This is a genomic window from uncultured Rhodococcus sp., assembly GCF_963525155.1.
Taxonomy (GTDB): domain Bacteria; phylum Actinomycetota; class Actinomycetes; order Mycobacteriales; family Mycobacteriaceae; genus Rhodococcus_F; species Rhodococcus_F qingshengii.
The window spans coordinates 17320-32212 of sequence record NZ_CAURKP010000007.1; the positions used below are offsets into that span (position 1 = coordinate 17320).

14 protein-coding genes are annotated in these 14893 nt (G+C 62.5%); 8 read left to right on the forward strand and 6 right to left on the reverse strand.

The genetic code is table 11. The annotated features are described in order from the left end of the window. Nucleotides 1–34: 34 nt before the first annotated feature. Nucleotides 35–1222: a serine hydrolase gene (locus RWT78_RS02985; protein ID WP_050794088.1), complete on the reverse strand. Its 1188-nt coding sequence runs from the start codon at nt 1220–1222 to the stop codon at nt 35–37. Nucleotides 1223–1355: 133 nt separating this feature from the next. Next, complete coding sequence (locus RWT78_RS02990) at nt 1356–1643, reverse strand: MerR family transcriptional regulator (protein WP_003945791.1); 288 nt, start codon at nt 1641–1643, stop codon at nt 1356–1358. Between the two features lie 484 nt (nt 1644–2127). Here RWT78_RS02990 and RWT78_RS02995 point away from each other — a divergent pair, with 484 nt between their 5' ends. Next, a complete protein-coding gene (locus tag RWT78_RS02995) occupies nt 2128–2364 on the forward strand; it encodes a hypothetical protein (RefSeq protein ID WP_314673787.1) in 237 nt (78 codons plus the stop codon). Between the two features lie 136 nt (nt 2365–2500). On the opposite strand, the gene RWT78_RS03000 is transcribed toward RWT78_RS02995, so the two are convergent. The 3 genes from RWT78_RS03000 to kstD form a co-directional block, all read right to left on the reverse strand. Further along, nucleotides 2501–4264, reverse strand: coding sequence for a cholesterol oxidase substrate-binding domain-containing protein (locus tag RWT78_RS03000; RefSeq protein WP_095970925.1), 1764 nt, complete (start codon nt 4262–4264; stop codon nt 2501–2503). A gap of 69 nt (nt 4265–4333) precedes the next feature. Further along, nucleotides 4334–5191, reverse strand: coding sequence for a MaoC/PaaZ C-terminal domain-containing protein (locus RWT78_RS03005; protein ID WP_003945880.1), 858 nt, complete (start codon nt 5189–5191; stop codon nt 4334–4336). Next, nucleotides 5181–6905 carry a 3-oxosteroid 1-dehydrogenase gene (kstD, locus tag RWT78_RS03010; RefSeq protein WP_198402588.1) on the reverse strand — a complete coding sequence of 575 codons (1725 nt, stop codon included), beginning with the start codon at nt 6903–6905 and terminating at the stop codon, nt 5181–5183. Before kstD ends, RWT78_RS03005 begins: the two co-directional genes overlap by 11 nt. A gap of 115 nt (nt 6906–7020) precedes the next feature. Here kstD and RWT78_RS03015 point away from each other — a divergent pair, with 115 nt between their 5' ends. The 6 genes from RWT78_RS03015 to RWT78_RS03040 are packed head-to-tail and all read left to right on the forward strand — an operon-like array spanning nt 7021 to nt 12600. Beyond that, complete coding sequence (locus tag RWT78_RS03015; RefSeq protein WP_003945578.1) at nt 7021–8619, forward strand: FAD-binding protein; 1599 nt, start codon at nt 7021–7023, stop codon at nt 8617–8619. Nucleotides 8620–8622: 3 nt separating this feature from the next. After that, nucleotides 8623–9408: a 2-keto-4-pentenoate hydratase gene (locus tag RWT78_RS03020; RefSeq protein WP_003945480.1), complete on the forward strand. Its 786-nt coding sequence runs from the start codon at nt 8623–8625 to the stop codon at nt 9406–9408. Nucleotides 9409–9416: 8 nt separating this feature from the next. Next, entirely contained in the window at nt 9417–10319 is a 903-nt protein-coding gene (locus tag RWT78_RS03025) for an acetaldehyde dehydrogenase (acetylating) (RefSeq protein ID WP_003945771.1), read from the forward strand. Beyond that, nucleotides 10316–11359 carry a 4-hydroxy-2-oxovalerate aldolase gene (dmpG, locus tag RWT78_RS03030; protein ID WP_208689882.1) on the forward strand — a complete coding sequence of 348 codons (1044 nt, stop codon included), beginning with the start codon at nt 10316–10318 and terminating at the stop codon, nt 11357–11359. The genes RWT78_RS03025 and dmpG overlap by 4 nt, the downstream gene beginning before the upstream one ends. A gap of 3 nt (nt 11360–11362) precedes the next feature. Further along, on the forward strand, nt 11363–12115 hold the full coding sequence (locus RWT78_RS03035; protein WP_019746895.1) for an SDR family NAD(P)-dependent oxidoreductase: 753 nt from the start codon (nt 11363–11365) through the stop codon (nt 12113–12115). Next, nucleotides 12112–12600: a VOC family protein gene (locus tag RWT78_RS03040; protein WP_064112422.1), complete on the forward strand. Its 489-nt coding sequence runs from the start codon at nt 12112–12114 to the stop codon at nt 12598–12600. The genes RWT78_RS03035 and RWT78_RS03040 overlap by 4 nt, the downstream gene beginning before the upstream one ends. Here the strand turns inward: RWT78_RS03040 and RWT78_RS03045 are convergent. Further along, on the reverse strand, nt 12587–14194 hold the full coding sequence (locus RWT78_RS03045) for an FAD-dependent monooxygenase (RefSeq protein WP_314673904.1): 1608 nt from the start codon (nt 14192–14194) through the stop codon (nt 12587–12589). The two genes, RWT78_RS03040 and RWT78_RS03045, sit on opposite strands and share 14 nt — an antisense overlap. A gap of 140 nt (nt 14195–14334) precedes the next feature. On the opposite strand from RWT78_RS03045, the gene RWT78_RS03050 reads away from it, so the two are divergent. After that, a complete protein-coding gene (locus tag RWT78_RS03050; protein WP_054826824.1) occupies nt 14335–14811 on the forward strand; it encodes an HIT family protein in 477 nt (158 codons plus the stop codon). Nucleotides 14812–14893: the final 82 nt, after the last annotated feature.

Sequence of the window (14893 nt, forward strand, 5' to 3'; positions counted from 1 at the left end):
ACCGGCGCTGTTTACTACCAGCGTGTGTGGGGCGTCACGGCGTCGGTACCTGCGGCGGGTGATCCGGCTCGAGGAGGGTTCCGATCTCCTTCCCCATCGACACGGCGTTGTTGAGGTCCGCGTTGGTTGTCGGCCCGAGTGTGGCGTAGACGACGATCGTCGTCTTCGAGTCGGGGTAGTAGAGCGCGAGACCGTTGTAACCGCCGTACGACGGGTTCATCACCAGCCAGCCGTCGAGGTGCCCGGTCCCGAAGGAAAAGAACTTGTCCGCCGTCATACTTCCCAAGCCCGCAGTCGTCGGCGCCATCTGCTGCTCGAAAGCCTTGTCGGATAGTAACTCTCCCGTTCCCAGCGCGCGCACCCACTTTCCGACGTCGGCGACAGGCGCGTTCATGTTTCCGCTGTGCAGGAACGCCGTCGGATTCCAGAAAGTGGAGTCTTCGAATACTCCACGTTCATTGGTGTAACCGTGCAGGATCGGTTCGTCCATCTGCGACGTGAGTACAACGCTGCTGTGATCCATCCCGAGTGGATCGAAGACGCGCTGCTGAAGTAGTTCGCCCAGCGGTTTTCCAGTCGCTTTCTCCATGACGTCGCCGAGCAGCGTCAGGTCGCTGTGCGCGTACGCCCAACTGGTGCCGGGTTCGAACAACGGCGGGCGGGAGTTGGCAAGATCCAGGATCTCTCGAGAAGTCCAGCCCTTCATCGGGTTGTCCGTGAAGAGTTTGAGGAACTGTGGATCGGTCACGTAGTCGGAGATGCCCGACGTGCTGTTGGCCAGCATTCGCGGAGTGATGGTGTCTGCGCGTGGAAAGTTCGGTTCCCACTTCGCGATCGGTTGATCGAGGGGAAGCGTTCCCTCTTCGTCGAGTTGCAGCAGGACTGTCGAGAGCATCGGTTCCATCGGTTGGCCGACGCGCAACTGCATGTCGGTTGTCGCCGGAACTCCGACAGGGGACTCTCCGACGGCGCCGAGAGCAACTTCGTCGTCGCCTCGCCACACCCCGAACACAGCGGCACTGAGGCCCAAGTCGGCCACTTGGCGGCGGACGATGTCCGTGATCTCGGTGGATTCTCGACTGCTCGAGGTGCTGGGGGAGGCGCTGCCCGTGTTTGTTGCGGAGTCATCGTCGGAACTGCACGCAGCGGTTGCAATGGCAACGGTCAAGGCGATCGACAGAGCAGACAGTCGCACCCGAGCGCGGTGGTGGGAGGAGGTCATGCCTGCGATCCCTTCGATGTGGAAATCGAGCAACCGACGCCGAGCAATGTCCCAATTGGCCGAATTTACCGCAGTTGGAAGGAGGAGGGGTCAGATCGACCGTATAGGCGCAACTGCTGTTCCAGTGCAGTCCTCATTCGGGTGCCGCGTCCGGTTCCTCTCGCAGGTCCTGCGCTTGCTGAAGCTCGGCGTTGATGCGACGAGCCTCGGTGAGTTGGTCTTCGAGGATGATGATGCGGCAAGCCGCGTCGAGCGCCGTGCCGTTGGCTACGAGTTCGTGCGCGCGGGCTGCGATGCGCAGCTGGTAGCGGGAGTAGCGGCGATGTCCGCCCTCAGAGCGTTGCGGGGTAAGCAGTTTCGCGGCATCGAGGCTACGAAGGAAAGCTTGCCTGACACCGAGGATCTCGGCCGCATGTCCCATGCTGTACGCAGGATAGTTCTCGTCGTCGAATCTGCCGGAGGGGTCCCCCGGTGGTGTATCTGCCGGAATGGCTCGCTTCTTTCGCTGAACGGACGGGGCCCCCGGCGCGAGGAGCGCCGGGGGCCGGATGGGGTTGAACTTACTTACATAACTGCATTCTTTCGAACTTCCGGACTCGCACAAGACATCCGGTAGCCGCTTTGAAGGGGGGTGCCGGGTCCGACTACACACTCACACACGAATTCGGCCCCGGCACGTCCCTGCCCTGCGGTACTGCTTGCGGGTAGTTCATCTCTCCCGCATCTCTTGACTCGTTCCTTGCTACGAGAAAAAAGATACAACAGCCTCGCGAGAATGTCTACCCTGACCGCTGTAGATATTTTGTTGCGAACATTCTAGGTGTTGATATTCAGGAACGGCCTGGTCGCCGGGGGTGAGAGCGCTCCATGTGAGTCATAGGAGATGGATCTGGGACAATGCTCCGATGCGAAATACCCCGAAGTTCGAGTCGTTGTTGCGCGCCCGCGCGGAGAGGGAAGAGCGCACCGGCTCCTCCGAGCATCCAGCTGGTGGCGCGCCGAACCCCGGAGAGGACTCGTCGTCGTCCGAGCCGGGGGCACGCAGCGACAGCGCCACGATTCGGTCGGCTCGGTCCGAGCTCTCAACTCATGCCAGGGCAGTGGAAAGTATGCACGAGGCGATCCATCCTGATCGCGATTGAGGCAGCTGCCTCGTCGGGATGCGGGGGGACTCCTTCATCCCGCTCACTGCAACGCACGACGGCCGCCGCACTCCCGAAAGTAAGGGGAGTGGCGACGACCGTCGAGTTGTCAGAGTGTGCGCTCAGTACTTGAACCTCAAGGCAGCAACTGGTCCAGGAAGGTGTTGCTGAAGACCTTGTGCGGATCCAACGCGTTGAATGCGGCGTTGGCGGTGTCCCAGTTGTCGCTCGATGGGACGCCGTCGCGGTAGGTCTGGGGGAGGCCCTGGGTGATGATCGGGGTGTCGGTGTACGGCTTGTCGGGGCCGAACGCCCAGCCTTTGGACCACTCGGGGCGGAAGGTGGCGTCGTTGTTGTTGTAGTGATTACGCATCCACTGTTCCATTTCGCGGTAGAACGCGAACATGCCGGGGGTTCCGGGGACGCCGAGGACGTTGAGCCAGATGGCAGTGTCCCATTCCGGATGGTCGGGGCGCGGGCGCATGGCCGAGATGGTGGGGGCGCCTGCCGAGTCGACCTCGACCTCGGATGGTTGATCGAGGCCGCAGCAACGGATTTCGACGGGGCCGTTGAGGGGGAACTGTCCGATGGAGCGGTAGTACTCCATGCGACCGTTGAACCACTGGGTGAAGTCGTGGATGACCTGGCCGATGTTGGCGCGCGAGGTGATGACGGCTCCGCCGCCCTCGGTCAGACGCAGGGTGGTGGCCCGGATGTAGAACTGGACGTCCTTGGACCATCCCCACAGGTCGTTGGAGAACGTCGCGGCGAGTCCGGCAACGGTGGTGGCGTACATGATCTGCCCGAATGCCGGTGCGATGCCCGGGTTTCCGGCGTTGATCTGCCCGATCATGTCGGTGACCGGCTCCGGGAGGTTGTCGGAGAAGATGTAGTTGTAGGGCCCGGTCACCTCACGCGAGAACGGCGGCTTGGTGGGTGCAAGTGACCACACCTTCATCCACGGGCGTTCGGTGAAGGGGTACCAGATTGCTTCTGCGCGACCGTTTTCGCGGACGAACTTCTCGAAGGTGCGTCCGGACGCTCCGCGGGCGCCGAAGAGTTCCTGCCATCCGATGTCGGTGTGGCTGACGCAGCGCATGCGGTAGTTGGGGGCGGCCTGCAAGGTGACGGAGGTGAGGAAGGTGCGTCCGAGGTGAGTCAGCAGCGGCTTGATCGCCGCGTCGCTACGTGCATACGTCTTCAGCGCGTACTCGCTGCCGTTCCAGACCACTGCGGTCAGGGACGTGACGAGGTTGGAGAGTGAGCCGAAAGTCTGTCCGGGAACGTGTGCTTCGCCTTCGGCGGGGAGCGCTGCGCCGTGAGCGTCGACGGCGAGGCAGCCGGCGATGGTCAACACACCGGGCGCCGGCAGGTTCGCGAACCCGAGGCCCTGTGCCTGCAGTGCGGTGGTGATGGCGTCGAGGGTCGCGCCGGGTCCTGCGGTGACGGTGGCTGGGCTGCCACCGGCGTTGACGGAGACTCCGGTGAGGTGGACCGTGGTGTCGGCGAGGATGACCTTGTCGACCGGCGCACCGTTGACGATGGTCAGCGGCGTCCAGCCGTGCATGGCACCGCGGGGACGAATGGTGTAGCCGTTGGCATGGCCCCAGTTCGCGAGGCGGACTACGTCTTCGGGCGTCTTGGGCGAACAGGTCCAGATCGCGTCGAGCATGATCTCTTTGGACCAGTTCTGATATGCCTGCTGGTACAGCGCGATGCCTTCGGGGAAGGCAGGCGGCGGTGTGAGGGTGGACACGGGACCACCCGCGGAGCCGGAAGAGCCGGCGGGGACGGCGTAGGCCGGCGTCCAGCCGGCGAATGCGGTCGCTGCCACGGCGCCGGCTCCAGCGGCCATGAAACCTCGTCGGGACAGTCGGAACTTTTCGTCTTGTGCCGTCATCTTCGGGCTACTCCATCGGGTTCGAGAACTACGGTGAGTTCTAACAGGTGGGTATCAGACAGGTTGGTATCAGACAAGAGTGAGAACTACGTCAGCCAGGGCAGGAGCTTCGCGCTCCAGTACAGAAGCTGAGATCAGGAGTCGCCCATTGTCTTTCCAGATCTGGATACTCAAGTTCTCGCCGGGAAATACGACCCCGGCAAAGCGGGCCCGAAATCCGGCTACCCGACTGCTGTCGCCGTCGAGCATGGTATCCACTGCGGTCTTGCAGACCATTCCGTAAGTACACAGTCCATGCAGGATAGGCGCTGGAAAGCCTGCCGCGGAGGCGAATTGCGGATCCGAGTGCAACGGATTCCGATCACCACACATCCGGTACAGCAAAGCCTGCTGTGGAAGCACAGGCGTCACCACTGTCTCATCTGCTTCGCGATCCGGAAGCGTAATCGACTCCGACGGACCACGTTCACCCCCGAAACCACCCTCGCCGCGGGCGAAAATGGACGAGCGAGCTGTCCACAGCGGGTTGCCCTCGGCGTCGACCGTGACGGATTCCTGCACGATCACCGCGGCCTTGCCCTTGTCCCAGACCTCGGCGATTCGAGTTGTGGTGCGGCCACTTCCACTTGCCGGGATCGGCTGATGGACAGTCACTTCCTGGCTTCCGTGCACCACCTTCGCCAGATCGATTTCGACGCCGGGAAACGACACCTTCGGTGCTTCGGTGGCGTGGAAGTTGGCGGCGACGGTGGCAAAGGTGGGTAGTACCTGAGGCTTTTCGTCGTCGAGGTATCGAAGCTCGTTCGGATCAAGCGGACGAGCACCTGCCCCCAGTGCCAAGTGGTAGTGCTGCACGTCCGACGGGGTCCACGAGAACTCTTGTGGCGCAAGCTCGGCGCCGAGTGCGATCTTCGGATCAATTGGCATGGTCGACCGCCGTCTTTTCAGCTGCCGGTGCTTCGGTTGTCTCGGCCTTCTTCGCACGCTCGACGATGTCGAGTACGGCCAGGTAGCCGAAAGTCATTGCGGGACCGATGGTCGCGCCTGGTCCGGCGTAGGTGTGGCCCATGACCGGAGCGCTCGCGTTGCCAGCCGCGTAGAGGCCGTCGATGACGCTTCCGTCTTCGCGTAATGCTCGGCCGTTGACGTCGGTGCAGATTCCGCCCTTGGTGCCGAGGTCACCCGGAACCATCTTGATGGCATAGAACGGAGCCTTGCTGATTTCGGCGAGGCTGGGGTTCTTCAGTCGGGGATCGCCGTAGTACGCGTCGTAACCACTGTCACCGCGTCCGAAGTCCTCGTCCTTGCCGTTGCGCGCGAAGCCGTTGAACCGATCGACGGTTTCGGTCAGCGATGCGACGGGAAGCCCTGTCTTCTCTGCCAATTCGGCGATGGTTCCCGCCTTGACCACGATGCCGGCCTTGAGCCAGCGGCCGGGGAAGGGGGAGCGGGGAGTGATACCGGCAAACGTGTAGCGGTTGCGGTAGCGCTGATCGAGAATCATCCACGTCGGGATGTTCTCGCCGGGGCCCTCGCCCTGACCGTACTCACCGCCGTACATCGCATGGGTCGCCTCGACGTACGGAGCAGCCTCGTTGCCGAAGCGCTTGCCCGACATGTTGACCATCATGCAGCCCGGGAGGGTGCGCTCGGAGAGAGCGAACCACGGTCCGCCGGTCAACGGAATGGACGGGCCCCACCAGGCGTCGTCCATGAAATCGACTGCAGCGCCGACTTCTTGGCCTGCGCGGATGCCGTCGCCGGTGTTCGCCTTGGCGCCGACGGTCCATTCGGTGCCGATGGGCCCACGCTGGTACTTCTCACGCATTTCCTTGTTGTGCTCGAATCCGCCCGATCCCAACACAACTCCGTGGCGAGCGCGGATGACCTGCTCCTCGCCGTCGACGATGACGTTGACGCCGCGAACTGCGCCGTCTTCGGTGTACAGGGAGGTCAGCGGGGTGTTCAGCAGGATGGGTACTCCGGCGGACTGAAGTCCGAGTCGAATACCGGCGACCAGTGCCTGGCCGCGGACCAGCAGATCCTTCTTGGTGGCCTTCGCTGCGAGGAATCGCATGCCGACCTTCATGGCGCGCAGGGGTCCGCGAGGATTGCGCATCAGCAGGTTGAGCCACTTGTAGTCGGCCTGGGTGATGACGAAGTTCTTGGGGGCCTTGACGTAGTCGGGCTCGAGGTTCTTGCGGTCGGCGCCCAACTTGTTGCCGTCGAACGGGGTGGGCTCGACACTGCGGCCACCGAGGCGTCCGCCGGGTGCTTCCGGGTAGTAGTCGGAGTAGCCGGGAACCCACTGCAGCTCGAGCGGGCTGTTCTTCAACACGAACGAGAGCATCTCGGGACCGCGCTCGAGATAGGTGTCGATGCGTTCGGGAGCGACGACGTCGCCGATGATGCTGTGCAGGTAGGAACGTGCGGCCTCCGGTGTATCGGTGACACCGTCCGCTTGAAGTGCCTCGTTGTTGGGGATCCAGACCCCACCACCGGAACGGGCGGTCGATCCGCCGTAGTGGGCGGCTTTCTCCACGATGACCACACTCAAGCCCTGGTGGGCTGCGGTCAAGGCCGCTGTCATACCTGCGGCACCACTGCCGACGACGACGATGTCGTATTCCTGCTTGCTCATGTAGAACACGTTATAGAATGATGGGGGTGTCAGTCCATGCTTTCTGCCAGGAAGTATTTCCGGACGTTGTCATTGATAACGAAACACGTTGCAGTGAGATTGAGGATGGTGCGGTGTGACCTGGGATACTTCGGTTGACGTCCTTGTGGTCGGGTTCGGTGTGGCGGGCGCCAGTGCGGCGCTCGAAGCTGTAGCGGCCGGTTCGTCGGTTTTGGCAATCGACCGAGCACTCGGTGGTGGTGCCAGCACGATTTCCGGAGGAATCTACTACGCCGGCGGCGGCACCGTGATTCAAAAGGAAGCCGGTGTCGAGGACAGTCCCGAAGCCATGCTCGCCTACCTGAACCGCGAGGTCGGTGACGCGGTGACGCCGCAGACTCTGCGCCGGTTCGTCGACGAGAGCCCGGCGTCGATCGACTGGCTGCGCAGTCACGGCGTGCCGTTCGAGGCCTCACTCTGTCCGTACAAGACGTCGTACCCGAGCAACAAGCACTACCTCTACTTCTCGGGTAGCGAATCGGCCGGCGGGTTCCGTGACATCGCAAAACCTGCTCCGCGTGGTCATCGCGCCAAGGGGCGTGGCACGTCGGGAAAGATGCTGTACGGCCCGCTCGCGAAGTCCGCGGAGGCGAAGGGCGTCCAGTTGCTCGGACAGACGCGAGCGGACCGGCTGATCATCGAGGACGGCCGGGTGATCGGCGTCGAAGCACTGACGCTGCGTGACGCACCTGCCGGAGTTCGTCGCCGTCACGCGACGCTCGGGTCCCTGTCCTCCAAGCCCGGCGTCTACGCACCGCAGTTGCGCACGATTCTCGACGCACTCATCGCGAAGATCGAGAAGAAGCACGCCAAGCGGATTCGCATCCAGGCGCGCGGCGGCGTGATCCTGAGCGCCGGCGGCTTCGTGTCCAATCGCGAGATGATGCGCACCCATGCCCCCGCCTACAAGGGCGGTATCCCGCTCGGCACGTCCGGGGACGACGGCAAAGGCATCAACCTCGGTATCGAAGCCGGGGGAGCCACCGACAAGCTCGGCAATGTGTCCGCCTGGCGATTCATCGTCCCGCCGAGTGCTTTTCTCGGTTCCATTTTGGTGGGTGAATCCGGTGCGCGAATCGTCGACGAGTCCCGTTACGGTGCCGCTCTCGGTCAGGCGATGGCGGAGAAGAGCAGCGGAATCGGTTGGCTGCTGGCAGATTCCGAACTCGTTCGCGAAGCGAAATCGCAGATAAGTGACCAGTCGATGTGGTTCCAGCGGGTGCAGACCACCGGAATGATGCGTACTGCAGTGCGTGGCAACACCATTGCCGAGGTCGCCCGCAAAGCGGGGATAGACGTCGCCGGCCTTCAAGCCACCGTCGACGCGCACAACTCCGCTGCCGCTGCCGGACAACCTGATCCGATGGGTAAACCGTCGGACTTCGTCAGGCCGATACTGTCTGCGCCGTTCACGATGTACGACGTCTCGATCAAGCCCAACATGATGAATCCGTGCCCGATGCTCACGCTCGGTGGATTGGTGGTCGACGAATCGTCCGGCATGGTGAAAAACGAGGCCGGGGAGGGTATCCCTGGTCTGTACGCCGCCGGCCGTACCGCGGTCGGTATCTGTTCCAACTCGTATGTGAGCGGCTTGTCGCTCGCCGACTGCGTGTTCTCCGGACGACGAGCCGGTCAGCATGCAGCCGCATTCTCCACAGTCGGAAAGGCCTGAACGATGCTCTCGACGCAGATCCGCGGCGAACTTGCCGACCATCTCGACTCGGCGGAACGGGATCGCGCTCCGATCAGCCCGCTGATCGCCACGTATCCGGACATCGACGTCGTCGACGCCTACGAGATCCAGCTCATCAACATCAGGCGTCGTGTTGCCGGTGGCGCAAAGGTGGTCGGACACAAGGTCGGACTCTCGTCACTGGCGATGCAGCAGATGATGGGCGTCGACGAGCCAGATTACGGTCACCTGCTCGCCGAGATGGAAGAGTTCGAGGACCGTCCGGTCGACACGTCGCGCTTCTGCTTCCCACGCGTCGAGGTGGAGGTCGCCTTCATTCTGGGAGCAGATCTGCCGGGCGCCGGGTGCACCGAACAAGACGTCATCGACGCCACTGTCGCCTATGCGCCGTCCATCGAGTTGATCGACAGCCGGATCAAGGACTGGAAGATCGGCCTCTCGGACACCATCGCGGACAACGCCTCATCCGCCGGGTTCATTCTCGGCAAGGAACGAGTTCGCCCGTCGGACATCGACATCAAGGCGATCGATGCGGTGCTGACCTGCAACGGCGAGCGGATTGCGGAGGGGCGCAGCGATGCGGTTCTCGGTAACCCGGTCACCGCTGTCGCATGGTTGGCGCAGAAGGTCGACACGTTCGGAGTTCGGCTCAAGGCCGGCGACATCGTTCTGCCGGGTTCGTGCACGCGAGCGATCGACGCTCATCCAGGCGACAACTTCCGAGCCGAGTTCAGCGGCCTCGGTTCCGTCTCTCTTCAGTTCACGTAGGAGTAGTCATGACCAAGGCAAGTGTGGCGATCGTCGGATCGGGAAACATCAGTACCGATCTGTTGTACAAACTGCAGCGTTCCGAGTGGCTCGAACCGCGATGGATGATCGGAATCGATCCCGAGAGTGAAGGATTGGCGCGCGCCCGCAAGATGGGACTCGAGACCTCCGCCGAGGGCGTCGACTGGTTGCTGAACCAGGCGGAGAAACCGGACCTGGTCTTCGAGGCGACGTCGGCATACGTGCACCGCGAGGCAGCACCACGCTACGAGGCCGCCGGTATCCGTGCCGTCGACCTGACTCCGGCCGCGGTCGGCCCGGCTGTGGTTCCGCCCGCGAACCTGCGTGAGCACCTGGACGCACCCAACGTCAACATGATCACTTGCGGTGGGCAGGCAACCATTCCGATCGTCTATGCGGTGTCGCGTGTCGTCGACGTGGCGTACGCCGAGATCGTCGCCTCCGTTGCATCATTGTCCGCCGGCCCGGGAACTCGCGCGAACATCGATGAGTTCACCAAGACCACCAGCCGCGGTATCGAGACCATCGGCGGCGCACAGCGCGGCAAGGCGATCATCATCCTCAACCCCGCGGACCCGCCGATGATCATGCGCGACACAATCTTCTGCGCTATCCCCGAAGACGCCGATCAGGCCGCGATCACCGACTCCATTCACCGCGTCGTCAAGGACATCCAGCAGTACGTGCCCGGCTACCGGTTGCTCAACGAACCGCAGTTCGACAAACCGAGCGTCGTTTCCGGTGGCTATGCAACGGTCACCACGTTCGTCGAAGTCGAAGGCGCAGGCGATTTCCTGCCGCCGTACGCGGGCAACCTCGACATCATGACGGCAGCAGCCACCAAGGTGGGCGAGGAAATCGCCCAGAAGCTTCTGAGTGTGAAGGCATGAGCGACATGATTCATTTCGATTCGAGCTGGGACATCCGCGTCACCGACACGTCGCTGCGCGACGGCTCCCACCACAAGCGTCATCAGTTCACCGTCGACGAAGTACGAGCCATCGTCGGTGCCCTCGACGGAGCCGGAGTGCCGGTCATCGAGGTCACTCACGGCGACGGCCTCGGCGGATCCTCCTTCAACTACGGCTTCTCGAAGACTCCCGAGCAGGCACTGATCAAAGCTGCAGTCGAGACGGCGACCAACGCGAAGATCGCCTTCCTGATGCTGCCCGGATTGGGCATCAAGGACGACATCGTCATCGCACAGGACAACGGTGCGTCCATCTGCCGCATCGCAACTCACTGCACCGAGGCAGACGTATCCATCCAGCACTTCGGCCTCGCGCGTGAGCGTGGACTCGAAACAGTCGGATTCCTCATGATGGCTCACTCGATTCCGCCGGAGAAGCTGGCCAAGCAGGCTCGCATCATGGCCGACGCGGGTTGCCAGTGTGTGTACGTGGTCGACTCGGCCGGCGCGCTGGTACTCGAGCAGGTATCCGATCGCGTCGAGGCGCTGGTTCAGGAACTCGGCAACGACGCTCAGGTCGGCTTCCACGGCCACGAGAACCTGGGCCTGGGCGTCGCCAATTCCATTGCGGCAGTGCGGGCGGGCGCCAAGCAGATCGACGGTAGTACCCGTCGGTTCGGTGCCGGCGCCGGCAACGCCCCGGTCGAGGCCTTCGTCGGTGTCTGCGACAAGATCGGCGTCAAGACCGGTATCGACTTCTTCGCCATCGCCGATGCAGCCGAAGATGTTGTGCGCCCGGCAATGCCGCAGGAATGCCTGCTCGATCGTCAAGCGCTGATGATGGGCTACGCCGGCGTGTACTCGAGCTTCCTCAAGCATGCCGAGCGTCAGGCCGAGCGGTACGGAGTGTCGTCCGCGGAACTGTTGGTGCGCGCAGGTAAGCGCAAGTTGGTCGGCGGCCAGGAAGATCAGTTGATCGACATCGCGCTGGAACTCCAGCGCGAAGCAGCGGCTTCCTAGCCCATGGCAGACGTACTGGCCGGAAAAGTGGCCTTGGTGACCGGCGCGTCCTCAGGGTTGGGGCGCGCCGTCACCGAGATTCTCCACCGCAGGGGCGCACAGGTTTTCGGTATCGCCCGCGACAAGGAAAAGCTGCGACAGTCGATGGTCGAGGTGGTCGGCGCGGATGGAGAGCGTCGTTTCGCGGCGACGGACGTCTCGGATTCCGCTCAGTGTGATGCGGCCGTGCAAGCGTGTGTCGACGAACTCGGTGGTATCGACATCCTCGTCAACGTGGCGGGATCGCACTCGCTTCGTCACACGGCGGATATTGCGGATTCCGAATGGGCACATGACCTTGCGGTCAATCTGAACGGACCGTTCTTCCTTTCCCGAGCAGCACTGCCGCACTTGCTGGAACGGGGCGGCAACATCGTCAACGTCTCCTCGATCGCGGGACTGGAAGGGCAGGCGTACTCGGCTGGATACTGTGCTGCCAAGCACGGACTCATCGGACTGACCCGAGCGATGGCGATGGAGTTCACCGGAAAGTCTCTGCGTGTCAACGCAATCTGCCCCGGCGGCATGATGACTCCTCAAGTCACCGGATTCACCTTCCCCGACGGAGTCGACTTCGACCTCGTCATGAAGGTTGCCTCGCCGCGTGGCTTGATGGAAGCCGAGGACGTTGCGAAGATGGTGGCTTTCGTTGCCTCCGACGACGCCTCGGCGATACACGGGGCCGTTTACTCGGTCGACAACGGAAAAATGGCATGACCCCGTTGGTCTCGGGACCGATCTTCCAGATCTGCTGGGTGGTCGAGGACATCGAGGCTGCCGAACAGGAGTTCACTCGGCAGTGGGGAGTGGAGCGATGGCTACGTATGCCAGACATCGCCTTTGGTCCCGAGACCACAACGTATCGCGGGGAGCCAGCGGACTATGTCGTGCACGTGTCGATCGGATATGCGGGCAGCCAACAGCTCGAGCTGATCCAACCAGTATCCGGACGCAACCTGTACACGGAGTTCCTGGAGACTCACGGCGTCGGAGTTCATCACATGGCTTGGGTTCCAGACGATTACGAGGCGACGTTGCTAGAGGCCGAGCGTCGCGGAATGTCGGTGGTGCAACAAGGTCGGGTAGAGGGCGCCGGCATGGAGTTCTCCTACCTCGATGCCGGGCCGTTGGGTGGGTACGTCGAGTTGATGAAGCTCTCACCCGAGATCCGGTTGATGTTCGCTTCGCTCATTCCTGATTGACGGCAAACACTTTCGCGAAGTAGTCGGAAACGTTCTCCGGGTGACCACGGAATCCGAGGTAGCCGTCGGGGCGAATGACCAGCGCCGCCGTACCTTCGACCCCATACGCGGCGCATAGCTGCGAGTCGTTGTCCTCGATGATCGGCACCAACGAATCGACGGTCACGGTTCCCGGTGGCACTATCGCGTAGACGTCCAACATGCGGTGCGCTGATCGAATGGCGGCGTCGGCGACCTTCTCGAGGCTGTTGATACTCTCCGCGGATCCGTCCGAAGTCAGCAGTAACGTGTGGTCGACTCCGGACAGCAAGTCGAACAACCGAATTGGATACTGCACACCGTCTCGGCGCATTCCGCGTGCATCGGGTGCACGCTCGCCCGGTTGAACGTGTGGACTCGAAGAATTACGCCCGGTGTTCAGCGGACTCTCCGAGTAGTCGATCAACAATTGAGCCTGGCGCCGCATTGCCGTGTCGATGGAAGACTCTCCCGAACCGATTCCTTCTCGAGCATTTCGGACGGTCATCCCGACGACTTCTTCACCGACCGGCCGTCTTTCGGCATCGTAGGTCTCGAGAAGATCTGCTGTTGCAACGCCTTTGACGGCGAGCGCTACCTTCCATGCGAGGTTGTGGGCGTCCTGGATGCCGGTGTTCATGCCCTGCGCTCCAGTCGGGGGATGGATGTGCGCGGCGTCGCCGGCGACAAAAACCCGTCCGCGACCGTAAGCGTCGACGATGCGGTGGCTGATGCGGAAGACCGAGGACCATCGCAGCATCGAGGCGGTTGTCGGTTCTGGGGACAGTCTGTCGAGCACGGCCTGGATGTGATGGAGTTCCGGTGTCTTGCCGGTTGAAAAACCGTGTTGTACAGCGGCTTTGTTCGACGATTCGTCCGGCATCAACTCGTCCGGAACGAGCATCGACATGCGGTACCGCTTGTGTCCGGGAAGTGGGATGCAGACGAGTAGGTCGTCGGTGGTTCCGTCGTCGGTGGTGTGGTTGGCGCGGACGGAGTAGCCGCTGGGGATCGACCAGTCGACTTCGACGTCGCCGAGCATGTAGCTCTCGGCAAACGCGCCGCCCTCGAAGCTCAGGCCCAGCCCTTTGCGGACCACGCTGTGCGCGCCGTCGGAACCCACCAGGTACCGGGCTGTCACAGTGCTGCCGTCGCTGAGGGTGCAGGTGACGGCGTCGTCGGACTGTTCGAATGCAGTGAGGCCGACTCCGCGTTCGACGGTTGTTCCCAACTCGGTGAGGCGCTCGGTGAGGATGCGCTCCGTCGAGTACTGAGGCAGACAGAGAAACCAGTAAGGAACGTCCTCGGGGAGGGTGAGGTCGACGCGGCCGACCTCGACGCCGTTCGTGTACATGATCTGACCGCGCATCAATGTCGAGGCGTCGAGTGCCTGGCGGAGCACCCCCATGTTCTCGAAGAGTTCGAGAGTGCGTGGCTGAATCCCGACGGCTTTCGCGTATTGCCGCGGTTCGTCGAGCGGGTCGATTATTCGACATGAGATACCGCGTCTGCGCAGCTCGATCGCGGTGGTCAATCCGATCGGGCCGGCGCCCGCTACCAATACGTCGGTATCCATGAGGAACCACTCACGTCGGGGACAGTCGGTCATTTCAGTATGGGTACGCGAACTTTTGTTTTGGGGAAATTCGCGCAGATCGGGCATTTTGGGGCTTTCCACACGGGTCGCAGACGTTGAGGTCGTGGGAAGATCGCGACGTGAAGGCAGGCGAGTTGCATCATGAGCCGCCGGGGTACCGGTGCCCGTTCTGTCGCTTCGCGCTGGGCGAGTTCGACGAGCACAACGCGTCGACCGACCTGGTTGCTCGAACCGACCACGCAATCGCTCGGATTTCCCCGAAGTGGTGGCCGGGCAACCCCGGCCACGTACTTGTGTCGCCGATCGAGCACTTCGAGAATCTCTACACTTTGCCCACGAGCGTCGGGCACTCGGTTTTCGACCTGGTTCAGGCCGTGGCTGTTGCAATTCGTGAAGCCTACGGCTGCGACGGCGTCTCGACCCGGCAGCACAACGAACCGGCGGGCAACCAGGACGTCTGGCACCACCACGTCCACGTATTTCCGCGATACGAGGACGACCACCTGTATTCCCGGCATGGCGAGGCGGCCTACGTTCCGCCTGAGGCGCGAGCGCCTTTCGGCGCACTTTTGCGCCCTCGATTCCTTGAACGCTGATCTGCCGCCACATCCTAGTGATGTACAAATCTGCGTGTTTGTAAAACTTTCACCTCAAAAATCGTTGACAAAACGCCATCCT